This is a genomic window from Streptomyces sp. HM190 (assembly GCF_009857135.1).
Lineage (GTDB): Bacteria > Actinomycetota > Actinomycetes > Streptomycetales > Streptomycetaceae > Streptomyces > Streptomyces heilongjiangensis.
Window position 1 is genome coordinate 2238423 of the sequence record NZ_CP047318.1, and the last position, 14323, is coordinate 2252745.

Genomic DNA, 14323 nt, shown 5'->3' on the forward strand with positions numbered 1-14323 from the left:
CCGGCGCGACGGCCGAGACGGTCGACGCCGCCGGGACCACAGCGCACGGACGGGCGCGCCGCCCACCGGGCCGCGTGCGGAGGTGAGTCCCGGCGCGCGCCACCCGCGGGAGCCCGGCGCTCAGCCGAGCTGGTCCCGGAGGTACGCCCGCCACTGGGCGGTGAAGGCGGCGAGGTCCGTGCCCAGGACGTCCTTCAGGGCGCCCTCCACGGCCCCGGGGCGCTTGCCGTGGGCTCCGACGGCGCGGTAGAACGCGTCGAGCCGCTCCTCGCCCCAGCGGTCCGCGATGAGCCGGCAGGCGAGCCAGCCGCCCTCGTAGGCGCGGGCGAGCCGGTCCCCGTCGCCGGTGAAGCCGAAGTCGGCGTCCGCGGGCAGCGCGTCGGGGACCCGCCCCGCCAGGACCGCCCTGCGCAGCTCCGGGGCGACCTCCGGCGCGGTGCGGGCGGTCGCCCGGTAGCCGGCCCAGTCGGCGTAGCCCTCGGAGAGCCACAGGGGCGTGGCGGCGTTGGTGTGGGCGCGGGTGGCGACATGGGTCGTCTCGTGGGTGAGGACGACCTGCTTGCCGGACGCGCCGAGCACCGCGTAGGCGTCGGGGTTGACGATGATCCGGTCCGCGGGCGCCCCGGCCGCACCTGTGGCCTCACCGGTGGTGACGGCGGCGATCCCCTGGTAGCCGGACGCGGGCGCCCCGAGGAGCCCCGCCATCTCCTCCAGCGACTTCGGTACGAGGACGACGACCCGCCGCGCCCAGTCCTCGCCCCACGCCTCGGTCACGGCGGGCACGGCCCGGTCCGCCAGCCGCGTGTACTCCCGCAGGTTCGCCTCCGACCTGCCCACCCCGAGCACCAGGCTCCGCTCGCCGCGGACGGCCCGTACCGGCCCCTGCTCCCAGAGCTGTTCGGTGCCCCGCTCGGAAGGCTCGTCGGAGGCGACCCGCCAGCGGCCGTCGTCGTCCCGCGTGAGCGTCAGCGTCCGTACGGCGGTGAGGGGCGCCCGGTCGTAGCCGCGGATCCGGTAGCGCAGGGCCGCCTCGGCCGTCGCCCGGTCGCCGTTGCGCCGGAAGCCGGTGAGGTCGTAGGACCAGGAGGCCAGCGGCAGTTCGTGGAGGTTCGCGAACTCGGCGGCCCCGGTGGCCCGTTGGCCGCGCGTGGTGGCGAGGGGCTCCTCGGTGGCCCGGTAGGCCGCCGCGTCCCGCCGCAGGACCGCCGCCGCCCGCCGGTCGAGCATGGCCTCGACATCGGCGCGCGCGGAGTCGGGTGCCGGGCCGCCGCAGCCGGCGAGCAGGGTCAGCGCGAGACACACTCCCGCGCCTCCCGCGAGCGCACGCCGTCGGCCAGCCACGTTCCCGATCGTACGGCGGCCCGGCCGGGCCCGGCCGCGGCGGGGGACCGCGTCAGGGCCGGGTGACCGACGCGATGGGCATCATGCCGACGGGGTCGTAGCGCACGGGGGCGCCCGGGTAGGGGGCGTGAATGACCTGGCCGTTGCCCACGTACATACCGACGTGGCTGGCGTCGGAGCGGTAGGTGACCAGGTCTCCGGGCCGGGCCTGGGAGAGCGGGACCTGGGTGCCCGCGTACCGCTGGGCCTGCGAGGTCCGCGGGAGCGCCACGCCCGCCTGGGCGTACGACCAGACCATCAGGCCCGAGCAGTCGAAGCCGTGCGGGCCGGTGGAACCCCAGACGTAGGGCCTGCCGAGGGCGGAGCGGGCCGCGGAGACGGCGGTGGCGGCGCGGGCGTTCGGCGCGCCGGCCCCGGAGAGGCCGGGGATCTCCTGGTCCATCGCGGCGCGGCCGGAGCGGGAGGCGCGGCCGTACTCCGCGCGCTCCTCGTCGGGCAGGGAGTCGAGGAGCGCGCGGGCCCGGGCGAGCTTCCGTTCGACGGTCCGCTTGTGCGTGGCGACGGCCTTGCGGCTCTTCTCCAGCTCGGCGAGCTTCCCGGTGGCCTCCTGGCGCTTCTGGGCGAGCTCCCGCAGGGCCTGCTGGAGGTCGTGGAGTTCGCCCGCCTGGTGGGTGCTGATCCGGTCGAGCGCGGAGGCCCTGGCGAGGTAGTCGTCCGGGTCGGCGGAGAACAGCAGGGCGAGCGACGGGTCGAAGGCGCCCGAGCGGTACTGCGCGCCGGCGAGCGAACCGAGGGACTCCCGCATGGTGTTGACGCTGTCCTGCTTGCGGGCGATGGCGTCCTGGGCGGCGCCGACCTGGTCGCGCAGCTCGTCGGCGCGTTCGTCGGCCTTGTTGTACGCCTCGGTGGCTCGTTCGGCCTGCTCGTACAGCCGGTCCACCTCGGCACGGGTGGAGTGGTCCTGCGGCGCCGCGGCGGCCTGCTGGACGGGGATGGCGCCGAGCGCGGCGGCCGCGGCGGACAGCGCGCCCAGGGCGGCGGCCGCGCCCCGGTCGAACCCGGACGGTACAAGACGACTGTGGGACCCCACGGGAAGCCGCACTCCCTTCGACGGCGGACAGGACCCTCCCCCGGTACGGCGTCGAGGTGGCCCCTGACGGGGGCGTTCTCACGGCGGGTGAGGCAGGCGCGGCCGACAGTAGCCGCGCGACCCGGTCACACCCAAAGACCTCCGCGTGCACGGAGCGTGACGCCCTGCCCGGTGCGCAGGTCACCAGCGGGGCGCGGGGTCAGGGAAAGGTGCGGGAATTCGCCCGTTCGGGCGGCGCTGTGTCCTGATCTTGAAGCAGAACGAGGCCGGTTGTCACGGTGGGTGACAACCGGCCTCGTTCGAGCCGTGGGGGCGTCAGACGACGCGGACGCCGAACTGGAAGGACCCGATGGTGTCCATCGACTCGTAGCGGACGACCTTGCCCGGGTAGGGGGCGTGGATGACCGTGTTGTTGCCGGCGTAGAGGCCGACGTGGCCCAGGTTGTTGAAGAACACCAGGTCGCCCGGCATGAGCTGGTCACGGCCGATCTTCGTGCCGTCGTTCTGCTGGGTGTACGTGGTCCGGGAGATCGACACACCGGCCTGGGCGTACGCCCACTGGGTGAGCCCGGAGCAGTCGTAGGAGTTAGGGCCGCTGCCACCGGAGACGTACGGCTTGCCGAGCTGGGTGTCGGCGGCGGCGAGCGCGGCGGCGGCGCGGTCGGAGGCCGGGACGTCCTTGCCGAGCTCGACGCGTTCGCCGGCATCGCGGCTGGCGCGCTGCTCGTCCTCGGCGAGCGCGGCCCGCTCCTGGGCCGTGAGGCTGTTGAGGAGCTTCTGCGCCGCGGCGAGCTTGCTCTGGTACTCCTTCTTCTTCTTGCCCAGGGTCTCGCGGGTCTCGGCGAGGTCCTCCAGCTTCTCGGCCGCCTCCTGGCGCTGCTGGGCGAGCGCCCGCTGCTTCTCCTGGATCTTCTTCAGCTGCTCGACCTGCTGGCCGCTCAACTGGTCCAGGGTGGCGGCCTTGTCCAGGTAGTCGTCGGGGTCGGCGGAGAGGAACAGCTGGATCGAGGAGTCGATGCCGCCGGTGCGGTACTGGGCGCTGGCCGCCTGGCCTATGCCCTCGCGCAGCTCGTTGAGCTCCTCCTGGCCGCGGGCGACGTTGTCCTGGATGGTGGAGATCTCCTTCTGGAGCTTCTCCTGCTTCTCCTTGGCCCCGTTGTACTTGTCGGTGGCCCGGCCCGCGTCCTCGTAGAGCGCGTCGACCTTGGCCTTGACCTCTTCCTTGCTCGGCTTGTCGCTGGGGGCGGCGTTGGCCGCCTGCGAGGTCAGTGCCACGGCAGCGGCGGCGGCGGTGGTGAGCACGCTCACTCGTGCACGGCTCGGCTGCTTCGGTCGACGGTGGGACGCCACGGTAGGTGAACTCCTTCTTGCTGAGCGATCGCCCGCCCGAAGGGGGACCGGCGGCAACGATCACCCGTCCAGAGGTTTGAGCCCAGACCCTAGTGACCCAACGGTGATCACTTCAAATCCCGCACAGCAAAAATCGCATCCCTCGGCGCACTATTTACACTCAACACACATGCAGTAATGCTCGATTGACGCTACGTTGCGCAACACTTCCGTCAATTCGGTCATTCCACCTGTACGTTACGGCTGGCGCGGAAGCGATCGAAAAGTCAGGAAAGCCGCTTCAGGAGCATCGCCGACGCCACCGGCCGCGCGCCCGCCCTGGCGACGCCGTCGGCCACTTCGCGGTCGGTGGAGGCGACGATAACCGGCCGGCCCGGCGGTTCGGCACGCACCAGCTGGCGGATCAGCTCGTCGGCGGTGACGCCGGGCTTGGAGAACAGCACCCGCACCCCGCGCGGCGGGGCGAGCAGCACGGGCGCGGCCAGCTCCGCCCCGTCGAAGACACAGGTGACCTCGGCGCCGGTCTGCGCGGCGAGCTGCGACAGCTGCCCGAGGAGCCGCAACCGCTGCTTCTCCAGGGGCATCTGGGGATAGCCGGTCTTGGTGACGTTGTAGCCGTCCACCACGAGGTGGGCCTGCGGCAGGGCGAGCAACTGGTCCAGGATCGCCGGGTCGTGCTCGGACAGGGCGCGGGCGGCGATGTCCTTCGGGGTCATCCGTCCCGGCTCGACCGCGTCGACGGTCTCGGCGGGCCGTACGGACACCGGGGGCAGCGCCAGCTCCCGTCTGAGCCCCTGGGCCGCGTCCAGCACGGTGTCCAGCAGCAGCCGGACGCGCATGTCCTCGACGCTGCGTCCCTCACGCGCCGCCCGCCGGGTGGCCTCCAGGGCGGCCTCCGCCTCACCGAGCCGGGCCTTGAGCCGCCGGGTCTCGCTCTCGGCGGTGGACACCTGGGCGTGGCTCTCGGCGCGCAGGGTCTCCATCTCGGCGGTCAGCTTGCGCAGGGCGGCCTCGCCGCGCTTGACGTCGCTGACGGCCGCGCGGAGCTTGCGGTGCAGGGAGTCGGCGTCCTTCTTGGCCGATTCCAGCTCCTGGCGCAGCCGTTCGGTCTCGGCCTTCGTGTGGTCGCGGGCCTCGGCGAGCTGCTCGCGCAGCCGCTCCAGTTCGGCGCGGCTCTCCTCGTCGGCCCGCTCGGCGTCCGCCCGCTGGGCCTCCTCGCCGGCCGCCGCGACCAGCTTCACCCAGCCCGTGGGGCGCAGGACGTACGCGGCGGCCGCCACGTCCAGCGGGTCGGCGGCGGGGGGCGGCGCGCCGGTGTCGAGGGCGCCGGCCAGCTCCGGGTGGGCCTCCCGGAACCGCTCCCCGATCCGCTGTCTGAAAAGCGTGTCGCTCTCGACCGCGGCCGCCATGGCGTTGCCCGCGAACTTCACCCGGCGGTTCGGGGCGAACCGGGCGTACTGCCGGAGCTGTGCGGGCAGTTCGGCGACGGTCAGGCCGCCGAACCCGTCCGACACGATCTGCACGACACGCCGGCGCACGCCTTCGGGCAGCGGACGGTCGAGCACCTCAGCGGCGCCGTCGCCCGGCCCCCCGCCTGCGGTCTCCACCATCCGTCACACCCCATTTCCGTGCGGGCCCCTTCCGCCGCTCCCGACGCGCGCGAGCGGGGGACCCCGTCCTCAGGAGCCGGCGCCCGGCCTGTCCACCAGTTCCACCTGGTCCACGGCGTTGCACCAGCGGCAGCGGACCGACTCGATGGTCTCACTGACCACCTCGCGCTCCTCGACCTTCGGCTCCCCGGCAAGGTCCAGGTGAACGTACTCGACGACCTTGGACGAGCGGGTCACGTCGAACCGCGTGAGATTGCCGCACAGGGTGCAGCGCCAGCGGGTCGTGGCCGTCGGCAGGGGAACCGTCATCGTGGCTGCTCTTCCTTCTTCCAGTCTCCGTGATGCGCGCGCCGGACTCCCGGTGCGTGTGGCTCGTAACCCTACGGCCTGACCGGTACTCGCCGCCCGCCCGCCCGGGGAGTGCCTCCGGCGGTGACGACGAACCCTTTCGGCGGCGAGGCGGTCTGTGCCGGTGGGTCCCGTTACGTCATGCTCTGCTCATGATCGGCAAGTGGAGCGCACATGCATACGGGCGCCGGTCCGCCGCCGGGACGCGGCGACCGCTCGACCGGCCCGTACGGAACGAGGCGGCACCGGTGACGTACGGACTGATCGTCGCCTGCTGCCTGGTCTTCCTGATCGGTCCGGCGGCGGGCCTGAACCCCGTGTACGGCGCCGGTGACGAGCTGCTCGCCGCGCAGCGGGCCTACTTCCGCCGCTGGGGTGTCGTACCGGTCGAACTCTTCGCCGGCACGCCCCGGGCGGTCCTCACGCCCCTCACGGCCCTCTTCGTGCACGGCAGCTGGCTGCACCTGCTGGGCAACATGCTGTTCCTCTTCGTCTTCGGGGCGATGGCCGAGGAACGCATGGGCCATGTGGAGTTCGCCCTGTTCTACGTGGGCTGCGGGTATCTCGCCCTGGTGGCGTACGCGGTCGCGCACGCCGGCTCGGAGCAGTCCCTGGTGGGCGCGTCAGGGGCGATCTCCGCCGTCCTCGGCGCGTTCCTCTTCCTGTTCCCGGCGGCGCGCGTGACGAGCCTGTTCCCGTTCCTGTTCTTCCTGCCGCTGCGCTTCCCCGCCTGGGTGACCCTGCCGTTCTGGGTGACCCTGCAGTGGCTGGCCGCGCGCCGGGAGACGTCCGGGCCGGGGGTCGCCTATCTGGCGCACCTCGTCGGGTTCGGACTGGGGTTCGTCTACGCGTGGGGGCGTTATGGACGGAGGACTAGAGTGACAGCGAACGCCCCTGCTCCGGCCCCCGAGGGAGAACACCAGCCGTGATCACCGCGATCGTGCTCATCAAGACCAGCGTGGACCGGATCCCGGAGATCGCGGAGTCGATCGCCGCGATCGAGTCGGTGACCGAGGTGTTCTCGGTGACCGGTACGTACGATCTGGTCGCCATGGTCCGGGTCAAGGCGCACGAGGACCTCGCCGAGGTGATCCCCGGGCGCATCAGCAAGATCCCGGGGGTGCAGGGAACGGACACGCACGTGGCGTTCCGGACCTACTCGCAGCACGACCTGGAGGCCGCGTTCGCGATCGGCCTGGACGGCTGACCAGGGCCGGAGGCGGTCGCACGGACACCACGCGGCGGGCCCCCTCCGAGGAGGGGGCCCGCCGCGTCGAACTGCCGAAGGAGCGCTACACCGGTCCGGCGACCGCCCGGAAGACGTCTTCCGATGTCACTTCCAGCACCACTTCTTGATCGACTTGTAGGCGCTGATGTCCGGATCGGTCGACCCGCGCATCCCGGTCTTGCGCACGATCTGACGGTCCTTGCCCCGGCTGTCCTTGCCGTACCACGTCTTGGTGGTCCGGTTCCACGTCGAACGCGGCAGCCGCTTGTGGGTGGGGTGGTCGGCGTACGGCGGCTTCCACGCGCCCCTGCCGCACTTGTAGTCGGGCACCGCCTTCACCATGTAGTACGACATGGTGTGCTGGTAGTTCTTGGCGTCCCAGAGGCAGAGCGAGCCCTTCGGCTTGCAGTCGCCCATGGCGGCCTCGGCCGGGCCCGCCTGGATCCCGCCCGCGAGCACCATGCCCACCGTCATGGCGGAGGCGACCGCGAGCCCCTTCATCCCGTGCTTCATCCGAACTCCCCGTGGTGAGCGGCCGCGAAGACCGGCCGCCCACCCACCTTAGGCAGCCCTCTTCACCTGCGAACAGTTGTCCTTTGGGGCAGGGTGGCCGCGGGCGGCGTCAGGTGACGGGGACGCACCGGCCGTCCACGGTGCGGTAGTTCCACCGGGCGCCGTCGCGGACGAGCTCCCCGACCGCGCGCACGAACCGCTCCACGTGCTCGTCGGGCGTGCCCGCGCCGAAGCTCACCCGGATCGCGTTGAGGGACTTCTCGCCCGGCGCCGCCTCGGGCGCGCCGCACTCCCCCTGGGTCTGCGGGTCGCTGCCGAGCAGGGTGCGGACCAGTGGGTGGGCGCAGAAGAGGCCGTCGCGGACGCCGATGCCGTACTCGGCGGAGAGGGCGGCGGCGAAGTGGGAGCTGTTCCAGCCCTCGACGACGAAGGAAATGACACCGACCCGCGGGGCGTCGTCCCCGAACAGGGACAGCACCCGCACCTCGGGCACCTCGGCGAGCCCGGCGCGGACCGTGTCGATCAGATGCTGCTCACGGGCGACGAGGGTGTCGAACCCGGCCTCGGTGAGGGCCTGGCAGGCGGAGGCGACGGCGTACGCGCCGATGACGTTGGGCGAGCCGGCCTCGTGGCGGGCGGCGGTCTCGTGCCACTCGACGTCCACGCCCCCGTCCGTCCGCCGGGTGACCTTGTGGGAGGCTCCGCCGCCCGCGAGGTACGGGTCCGCCTGCCGCAGCCAGTCGGCGCGCCCGGCGAGGACGCCGGAGCCGAACGGCGCGTACAGCTTGTGCCCGGAGAAGGCGACCCAGTCGACGTCCAGGTCCTGCACGGAGACGGGGTGGTGGGGCGCGAGCTGCGCGGCGTCGAGCACGATGCGCGCGCCGTGCGCGTGCGCGGCGGCGGCCAGCTCCCGCACCGGCCAGATCTCCCCGGTGACGTTGGAGGCGCCGGTGACGCAGACCAGCGCGGGCCCGTGAGGGTCCCGGTCGGCGAGGGCGCGCTCCAGCGTGGCGACGGCCTCGGCGGGCGTCCGGGGCGCGTCCAGGTACGTCACGTGGGCCTCCCGCCAGGGCAGCAGCGAGGCGTGGTGCTCGGTCTCGAACACGAAGACCTGGCAGCCGGCGGGGAGCGCGGCGGCGAGGAGGTTCAGCGAGTCGGTGGTGGACCGGGTGAAGACCAGTTGGTCGTCCTCCCGGCAGTCGAGGAACGCGGCGACGGTGCGGCGGGCGTTCTCGAAGAGGTCCGTCGACAGCTGCGACAGATACCCGGCGCCCCGGTGCACGCTGCCGTAGTACGGCGCGTACGCCGCCACGTCGTCCCAGACCCGCTGGAGGGCGGGGGCGCTGGCGGCGTAGTCGAGCGCGGCGTAGGTGACCTCGCCGCCGGTGACGAGGGGGACGGTGACATCGCGGCCGAGAACGGACAGCGGGGCACAAACGGACGGGTCGGCGGCAAGGCTGGAGACGCTGGAGACAGACATGGGGAACTCCCGTGAGAGGGCATGCCGAAGAAGGGCACGCCGGAGGAAGGAAAAGGGGTGCGCGGAGGCGGGGCTCGGCGGCCCTATCGCATTCGCTTGCTCACGGAAGGCTCCCTCGATCGACCAGGACCCCTGGCCCCACACTTCTCACGAGTGTGCGAGGGGTCCGCGCTTGCCGTAGACCTCGCTGCCTACGACCTGGTCTTCACCCGGGGCACCCCGCCACGGACGGAGGGTTGCCGGACAGCCGGCCGGGGCCTTGTGGCTGTCACTCATGACCTGCCCAGGAACGTACGCGAAGTGATCGCCGCGCCGCAACTCGTGTCCGGATAGCGGGATGAGAGCGCCTGGTCACTCGGGGGTACGGGTTCGCCGGCGGGTGCGGGTGGGTGAGGGTTGTTCACGCAGTTCGCCGCGCCCCTGAAAAGCGACCGGGGCTACGCCCCGTGCTCTTCCGGATGAAGGGCGGGCCGCAGGGCCGATCCCCTTCAGGGGCGCGGGGAACTGCGCGACACGCCACAACGGACGCGCACACGCCGACGTACCCCTCGGCCCTCACCCTGCCGCGTCCGGCCCTACCGATTCGTCGCCGCGACCCAGCGGTCGAGTACCTTCCGCGCCGCCCCCGAGTCGATCGACTCCGCGGCCCGCTCCATCCCGCCGCGCAGCTGCTCCGCCAGCGATCCGCTGCCCGGGTCCAGCGCCACCAGTGCCGCCGCCGAGTTCAGCAGCACCGCGTCCCGCACCGGCCCCGTCTCACCCGCCAGCAGACGCCGTGCGACGTCCGCGTTGTAGGACGCGTCGGCGCCCCGCAGCGCGGACACCGGCACCAGCTCCAGGCCCACGTCCCGGGGGTCGAACGCCTCCTCGGTCACCTTGCCGTCGCGGACGACCCACACCCGCGACGTCGCCGTGGTCGTCAACTCGTCCAGCCCGTCGTCGCCGCGGAACACCAGCGACGAGTTGCCGCGCTCGGCGAAGACGCCCGCCATGATGGGTGCCATCCGCAGATCGGCCACGCCGACCGCCTGGGCCCGCACCTGCGCCGGGTTCGCCAGCGGCCCGAGCGCGTTGAACACCGTACGGATGCCCAACTGCCCGCGCGCGGCGGCCACATGACGCAGCGCCGGATGGAACTTCACCGCGAAGCAGAAGGTGATGCCCGCCTCCTCGGCGACCTCCGCGACCCGCTGCGGCGTCAGCTCCAGATTGACGCCGAGCTTCTCCAGCACGTCGGACGCGCCGGAGGCCGAGGACGCGGCCCGGTTGCCGTGCTTGACGACCTTGGCGCCCGTACCGGCGACGACGATCGACGACATCGTGGAGATGTTGACCGTCCTGGCGCCGTCGCCGCCCGTACCGACGATGTCGACGGTCCGGCCCGACACCTCGATCACCTTGGCGTGCTCGTAGAGCGCCCGCACCAGCCCGGTGATCTCCGCGACCGTCTCGCCCTTGGCCCGGAGCGCCACCACGAACCCTGCGATCTGCGCGTCCGTCGCCTCACCGCGCATGATCTGGTCCATCGCCCAGAAGGTGGCGCCGGCGTCCTGGTCCTGCCCGGCGAGAAGCGCGTTCAGCACCTGGGGCCAGGAACGGTCCGCCGCGGTGTCGCCTCCGGCGGGGGTCACAGCGCTCATCAGCCGCTCCTGGTGGTCGTAGCCGCGGGGACGGTCACCGCCCGCGGACGCGAGGTCATCGGTAGCTCTCACCCTATCCAGCTCCGGGCACGGCGAAGGGCCCCCGTCCGAAGATCGGACGGGGGCCCTTCGACCGTGTGTGGCGAAGCGGGGGATCAGTGGTGGCCGTGGCCGCTCGTGATCTCCTTGTACTCCTCGACGGTGGGCTTGAGGATCTGGTTGTCCTCGCTGTAGTAGCCCTTGCTCAGCTTGGCCCGCAGCTTCTCGCGACGCGTGATCTTGCGGGCGACGCCGTTCTCGTCGACCGCGGGACCGATCTCGGCCGGCTTGTACTGCTCGTGCGCCGTGAGCGTGTGCAGCTGCTCCTGGCTGAGCGGCTCGTGGACCTCGATGAACTCACCGTGCGGCAGGCGCTTGATGATGCCGGTCTCGCGACCGTGCAGGATCTTGTCCCTGTCGCGGCGCTGGAGGCCGAGGCAGATGCGCTTGGTGATGATGAACGCGACGACCGGAGCCACGAAGAACGCGATCCGGACGAACCAGGTGATGGCGTTGATCGACAGGTGGAAGTGGGTCGCCCAGAGGTCGTTTCCACCACCGATCAGCAGGACCATGTACCAGGTGATCCACGCGACGCCGAAGGCCGTACGGGTCGGGGCGTTGCGCGGGCGGTCCAGGATGTGGTGCTCGCGCTTGTCGCCGGTGACCCAGGACTCGATGAACGGGTAGACCGCGATCGCGACCAGGACCAGCGGGAAGATCACCAGCGGGATGAACACACCCAGGACGAGCGTGTGACCCCAGAAGTTGATCTCCCAGCCCGGCATCACACGGATCAGGCCCTCGGAGAAGCCCATGTACCAGTCGGGCTGGGCGCCGGTCGACACCTGGTCCGGACGGTAGGGGCCGATCGTCCAGATCGGGTTGATCGTGGCGATCGCCGAGATGATCGCGATGACACCGAAGACCAGGAAGAAGAAGCCTCCGGCCTTGGCCATGTACACGGGCAGCAGCGGCATGCCGACGACGTTGTTGTTCGTCTTTCCGGGGCCCGCGAACTGCGTGTGCTTGTGGTAGAAGACCAGGATCAGGTGCGCCACCATCAGGCCGAGCATGATGCCGGGCAGCAGCAGGATGTGCACCGAGTAGAACCGGGCCACGAAGTCGCCGCCGGGGAACTCCCCGCCGAAGAGGAAGAACGACAGGTACGTGCCGACGATCGGCACGGACAGGACCGCGCCCTCCATGAAGCGGACACCGGTACCGGAGAGCAGGTCGTCCGGGAGCGAGTAGCCGGTGAAGCCGGTGAACATGCCCAGGACGAACAGCAGGAAGCCGAACAGCCAGTTGACCTCACGCGGCTTGCGGAACGCGCCGGTGAAGAACACGCGCATCATGTGCACGAACATGCCGGCGAGGAAGACCAACGCGGCCCAGTGGTGGATCTGCCGGATCAGCAGACCACCGCGCACCTCGAACGAGATGTGCATGGTCGAGTTGAACGCCTCGGACATCAGCTGGCCCTGCAGCGGGACGTACGGGCCGTGGTACTCCACCTCGTTCATCGACGGGTGGAAGAACAACGTCAGGTACACACCCGTGAGGATGATGATGATGAAGCTGTACATGCACACTTCGCCCAACATGAACGACCAGTGGTCGGGGAAGATCTTGCGCATGTTGGCCTTGGCCAGGGAGTAGATCCCGAGCCGGCCGTCGGCCCAGTCGGCGACGCGCTCGCCGGCCGGTGCCTTCCCGCGCTTGTCGCGCGCGTCCGTGGTGCTTGCAGTACTCATCCGCGCTCCCAGAAGGCAGGACCGACGGGCTCTTCGAAGTCACTCAGGGCTTCGAGGTAACCGTCTTCGCCGACGGTGATCCGCAGCTGCGGCAGGGCGTGACCCGCGGGGCCGAAGATCACCTGACCCGCGTCGGCGAGGTCGAAGGTGGACTGGTGGCAGGGGCAGAGCACGTGGTGCGTCTGCTGCTCGTACAGGGAGATCGGGCAACCGACGTGGGTGCAGATCTTCGAGTAGGCCAGGATGCCCTCGTGACCCCACTCCAGTGACTTCTTGGACTTGATGTTGTCCGGCTGGATCCGGACGATCATCAGGGCGTCCTTGGCGATGTTCTTCTGGAAGTCGTGGTCTTCCTCGCTCAGGCCGTCCGGCATGGCGAAGGTCAGCGACCCGACCGCGACGTCCGCGGGACGCAGCGGCTCACCCGTGTTCATGTTGACGAGCTTCTTGCCCTTGGCCCACGTGGTGTGCCGCAGCTTGGTTCCGGGCAGCGGACCGAGGTCACGCAGCAGGACGACACCGGAGAGGGGGACCATGGCCACCGCGCCCAGCATCGTGTTGCGGATCAGCTTGCGGCGGCCGATCGCGGACTCCTTGGCGCCCTGCTTGAAGTCGGCCAGGACCTTGGCCTTGACCTCGGGCGAGGCCTCGATCGGGTGACGCTCGTCGGCGACCTCCACGTCGGACATCAGGGTGCGGGCCCAGTGGACCGCGCCCGCGCCGATGCAGAACAGGGCCAGGCCCAGGGTGACGCCCAGCGCGAAGTTCAGCGCGCTGATGTGCCCGATCGGCCAGACGTAGATCGCCTTGTCGACGGGGATCGCGACATACGAGGCGATGAACGCGATGGTGGAGAGCATCGACACCGTGAACAGCAGGGCGACGGTGCGCTCGGACCGCTTGGCGGCCCGCTCGTCGATGTCCTGGATCCGGTGCTCGTGGGGCGGGAGGCCGGGGTCCGAGAAGGGGTTCTCCTCGTCCGCGACCTTCACCGCGCCGTGCGCGTCGCCCTGCTCAGCGGGCAGGTTCTCTTCTGGAATGTCTTGGCTACTCATGACTTCTTGGCCTTTGCGGTCCGAGCGGCGACCCACACGGCGACAGCGATCAGCGTGCCGAGTCCGAAGACCCAGCCGAACAGGCCCTCGCTGACCGGACCGAGTCCGCCGAGGCTGAGGCCACCGGGCTCCACGGTGTCGCTGCTGTTGACCGCTTCGAGGTACGCGATGATGTCCTTCTTGTTCTCCTCCGACATCGTGGTGTCGGGGAAGGACGGCATGTTCTGCGGGCCCGTCTGCATGGCCTCGTAGATGTGCTTCGGGTCGACACCCTCAAGGCTCGGCGCGTACTTGCCCTTGGACAGCGCACCGCCCTTGCCGGTGAAGTTGTGGCACTGAGCGCAGTTCGTCCGGAAGAGCTCACCGCCCTCGGCGATGTCCGCGCCCTCGGGGTTGTACGCGTTCTCGGTCGGGATCTCGGGACCCGCGCCCAGCGAGGCGATGTACGCCGCGAGCTGGTCGATCTCGGCCTGCGAGTAGATGTTCTTCTTCTTCGGGACCTGCGCGCCGGGCTGCTGCGCCGGCATACGGCCCGTGCCGACCTGGAAGTCGACGGCGGCCGCGCCCACGCCCACCAGGCTCGGCCCGTCGGAGGTGCCCTGACCGCCGGTGCCGTGGCAGCTCGCGCAGCCCACGGCGTAGAGCTTCTTGCCCTCCTCGATGGTGAGGGTCTGCGCGGTTTCTTCGGCCACCGCCTTGTCCGCGGGCGCCAAGGCGGTGTACAGCCCCGCGCAGGCCGCCAGCGCGATGAATAGGACGACGACCGCCGCCAGCGGATGGCGTCGTCGTGCGGAGAGCTTTTTCACGGATTACCCCGGTGTCAGGATCTTCTGCGTCGGTGCTTCTGGAAGGGTCGTTCTCGGGATCGAGAA

General features: G+C 71.0%; 13 protein-coding genes and 1 riboswitch. Of the genes, 2 read left to right on the top strand and 11 right to left on the bottom strand.

The window, feature by feature from the left end:
• Window positions 1-120: 120 nt before the first annotated feature.
• From GSY65_RS09365 to GSY65_RS09385, 5 genes are all read right to left on the bottom strand, one after another.
• Window positions 121-1341: a hypothetical protein gene (locus GSY65_RS09365; protein ID WP_201452490.1), complete on the bottom strand. Its 1221-nt coding sequence runs from the start codon at window positions 1339-1341 to the stop codon at window positions 121-123.
• 52 nt (window positions 1342-1393) lie between these two features.
• Entirely contained in the window at window positions 1394-2431 is a 1038-nt protein-coding gene (locus tag GSY65_RS09370; protein WP_159766887.1) for a C40 family peptidase, read from the bottom strand.
• A gap of 315 nt (window positions 2432-2746) precedes the next feature.
• Window positions 2747-3781, bottom strand: coding sequence for a C40 family peptidase (locus tag GSY65_RS09375; RefSeq protein ID WP_201452491.1), 1035 nt, complete (start codon window positions 3779-3781; stop codon window positions 2747-2749).
• A 266-nt stretch (window positions 3782-4047) separates the two neighbouring features.
• Window positions 4048-5391 (bottom strand): NYN domain-containing protein, encoded by a 1344-nt coding sequence (locus GSY65_RS09380; protein WP_159766889.1) that lies wholly within the window; start codon window positions 5389-5391, stop codon window positions 4048-4050.
• A 69-nt stretch (window positions 5392-5460) separates the two neighbouring features.
• Window positions 5461-5700, bottom strand: a complete 240-nt coding sequence (locus tag GSY65_RS09385) for a hypothetical protein (RefSeq protein ID WP_055541554.1) — start codon at window positions 5698-5700, stop codon at window positions 5461-5463.
• Window positions 5701-5891: 191 nt separating this feature from the next.
• Here GSY65_RS09385 and GSY65_RS09390 point away from each other — a divergent pair, with 191 nt between their 5' ends.
• Together GSY65_RS09390 and GSY65_RS09395 are read left to right on the top strand one after the other, a co-directional pair.
• On the top strand, window positions 5892-6668 hold the full coding sequence (locus GSY65_RS09390) for a rhomboid family intramembrane serine protease (RefSeq protein WP_236579722.1): 777 nt from the start codon (window positions 5892-5894) through the stop codon (window positions 6666-6668).
• Entirely contained in the window at window positions 6665-6946 is a 282-nt protein-coding gene (locus tag GSY65_RS09395) for an Lrp/AsnC family transcriptional regulator (RefSeq protein WP_055516478.1), read from the top strand. Before GSY65_RS09390 ends, GSY65_RS09395 begins: the two co-directional genes overlap by 4 nt.
• Before the next feature lie 126 nt (window positions 6947-7072).
• On the opposite strand, the gene GSY65_RS09400 is transcribed toward GSY65_RS09395, so the two are convergent.
• The 6 genes from GSY65_RS09400 to qcrC form a co-directional block, all read right to left on the bottom strand.
• Entirely contained in the window at window positions 7073-7480 is a 408-nt protein-coding gene (locus GSY65_RS09400) for a hypothetical protein (RefSeq protein WP_159766890.1), read from the bottom strand.
• Between the two features lie 109 nt (window positions 7481-7589).
• Window positions 7590-8960 carry an aminotransferase class V-fold PLP-dependent enzyme gene (locus tag GSY65_RS09405; protein WP_159766891.1) on the bottom strand — a complete coding sequence of 457 codons (1371 nt, stop codon included), beginning with the start codon at window positions 8958-8960 and terminating at the stop codon, window positions 7590-7592.
• Between the two features lie 163 nt (window positions 8961-9123).
• Window positions 9124-9240: riboswitch (SAM riboswitch) on the bottom strand.
• Window positions 9241-9535: 295 nt separating this feature from the next.
• Window positions 9536-10600, bottom strand: a complete 1065-nt coding sequence (trpD, locus tag GSY65_RS09410; RefSeq protein ID WP_159766892.1) for an anthranilate phosphoribosyltransferase — start codon at window positions 10598-10600, stop codon at window positions 9536-9538.
• A gap of 155 nt (window positions 10601-10755) precedes the next feature.
• On the bottom strand, window positions 10756-12396 hold the full coding sequence (gene qcrB, locus GSY65_RS09415) for a cytochrome bc1 complex cytochrome b subunit (protein WP_159766893.1): 1641 nt from the start codon (window positions 12394-12396) through the stop codon (window positions 10756-10758).
• A complete protein-coding gene (gene qcrA / locus GSY65_RS09420; RefSeq protein WP_159766894.1) occupies window positions 12393-13451 on the bottom strand; it encodes a cytochrome bc1 complex Rieske iron-sulfur subunit in 1059 nt (352 codons plus the stop codon). The genes qcrB and qcrA overlap by 4 nt, the downstream gene beginning before the upstream one ends.
• Entirely contained in the window at window positions 13448-14257 is an 810-nt protein-coding gene (gene qcrC / locus GSY65_RS09425) for a cytochrome bc1 complex diheme cytochrome c subunit (protein WP_159766895.1), read from the bottom strand. Before qcrC ends, qcrA begins: the two co-directional genes overlap by 4 nt.
• Window positions 14258-14323 lie beyond the last annotated feature (66 nt).

Coding starts and splice junctions, on each gene's coding strand:
- GSY65_RS09405 (WP_159766891.1), bottom strand. CDS start 8,960: ATGTCTGTCTCCAGCGTCTCCAGCCTTGCCGCCGACCCGTCCGTTTGT.
- GSY65_RS09385 (WP_055541554.1), bottom strand. CDS start 5,700: ATGACGGTTCCCCTGCCGACGGCCACGACCCGCTGGCGCTGCACCCTG.
- GSY65_RS09390 (WP_236579722.1), top strand. CDS start 5,892: ATGATCGGCAAGTGGAGCGCACATGCATACGGGCGCCGGTCCGCCGCC.
- qcrB (WP_159766893.1), bottom strand. CDS start 12,396: ATGAGTACTGCAAGCACCACGGACGCGCGCGACAAGCGCGGGAAGGCA.
- trpD (WP_159766892.1), bottom strand. CDS start 10,600: ATGAGCGCTGTGACCCCCGCCGGAGGCGACACCGCGGCGGACCGTTCC.
- GSY65_RS09400 (WP_159766890.1), bottom strand. CDS start 7,480: ATGAAGCACGGGATGAAGGGGCTCGCGGTCGCCTCCGCCATGACGGTG.
- qcrA (WP_159766894.1), bottom strand. CDS start 13,451: ATGAGTAGCCAAGACATTCCAGAAGAGAACCTGCCCGCTGAGCAGGGC.
- GSY65_RS09380 (WP_159766889.1), bottom strand. CDS start 5,391: ATGGTGGAGACCGCAGGCGGGGGGCCGGGCGACGGCGCCGCTGAGGTG.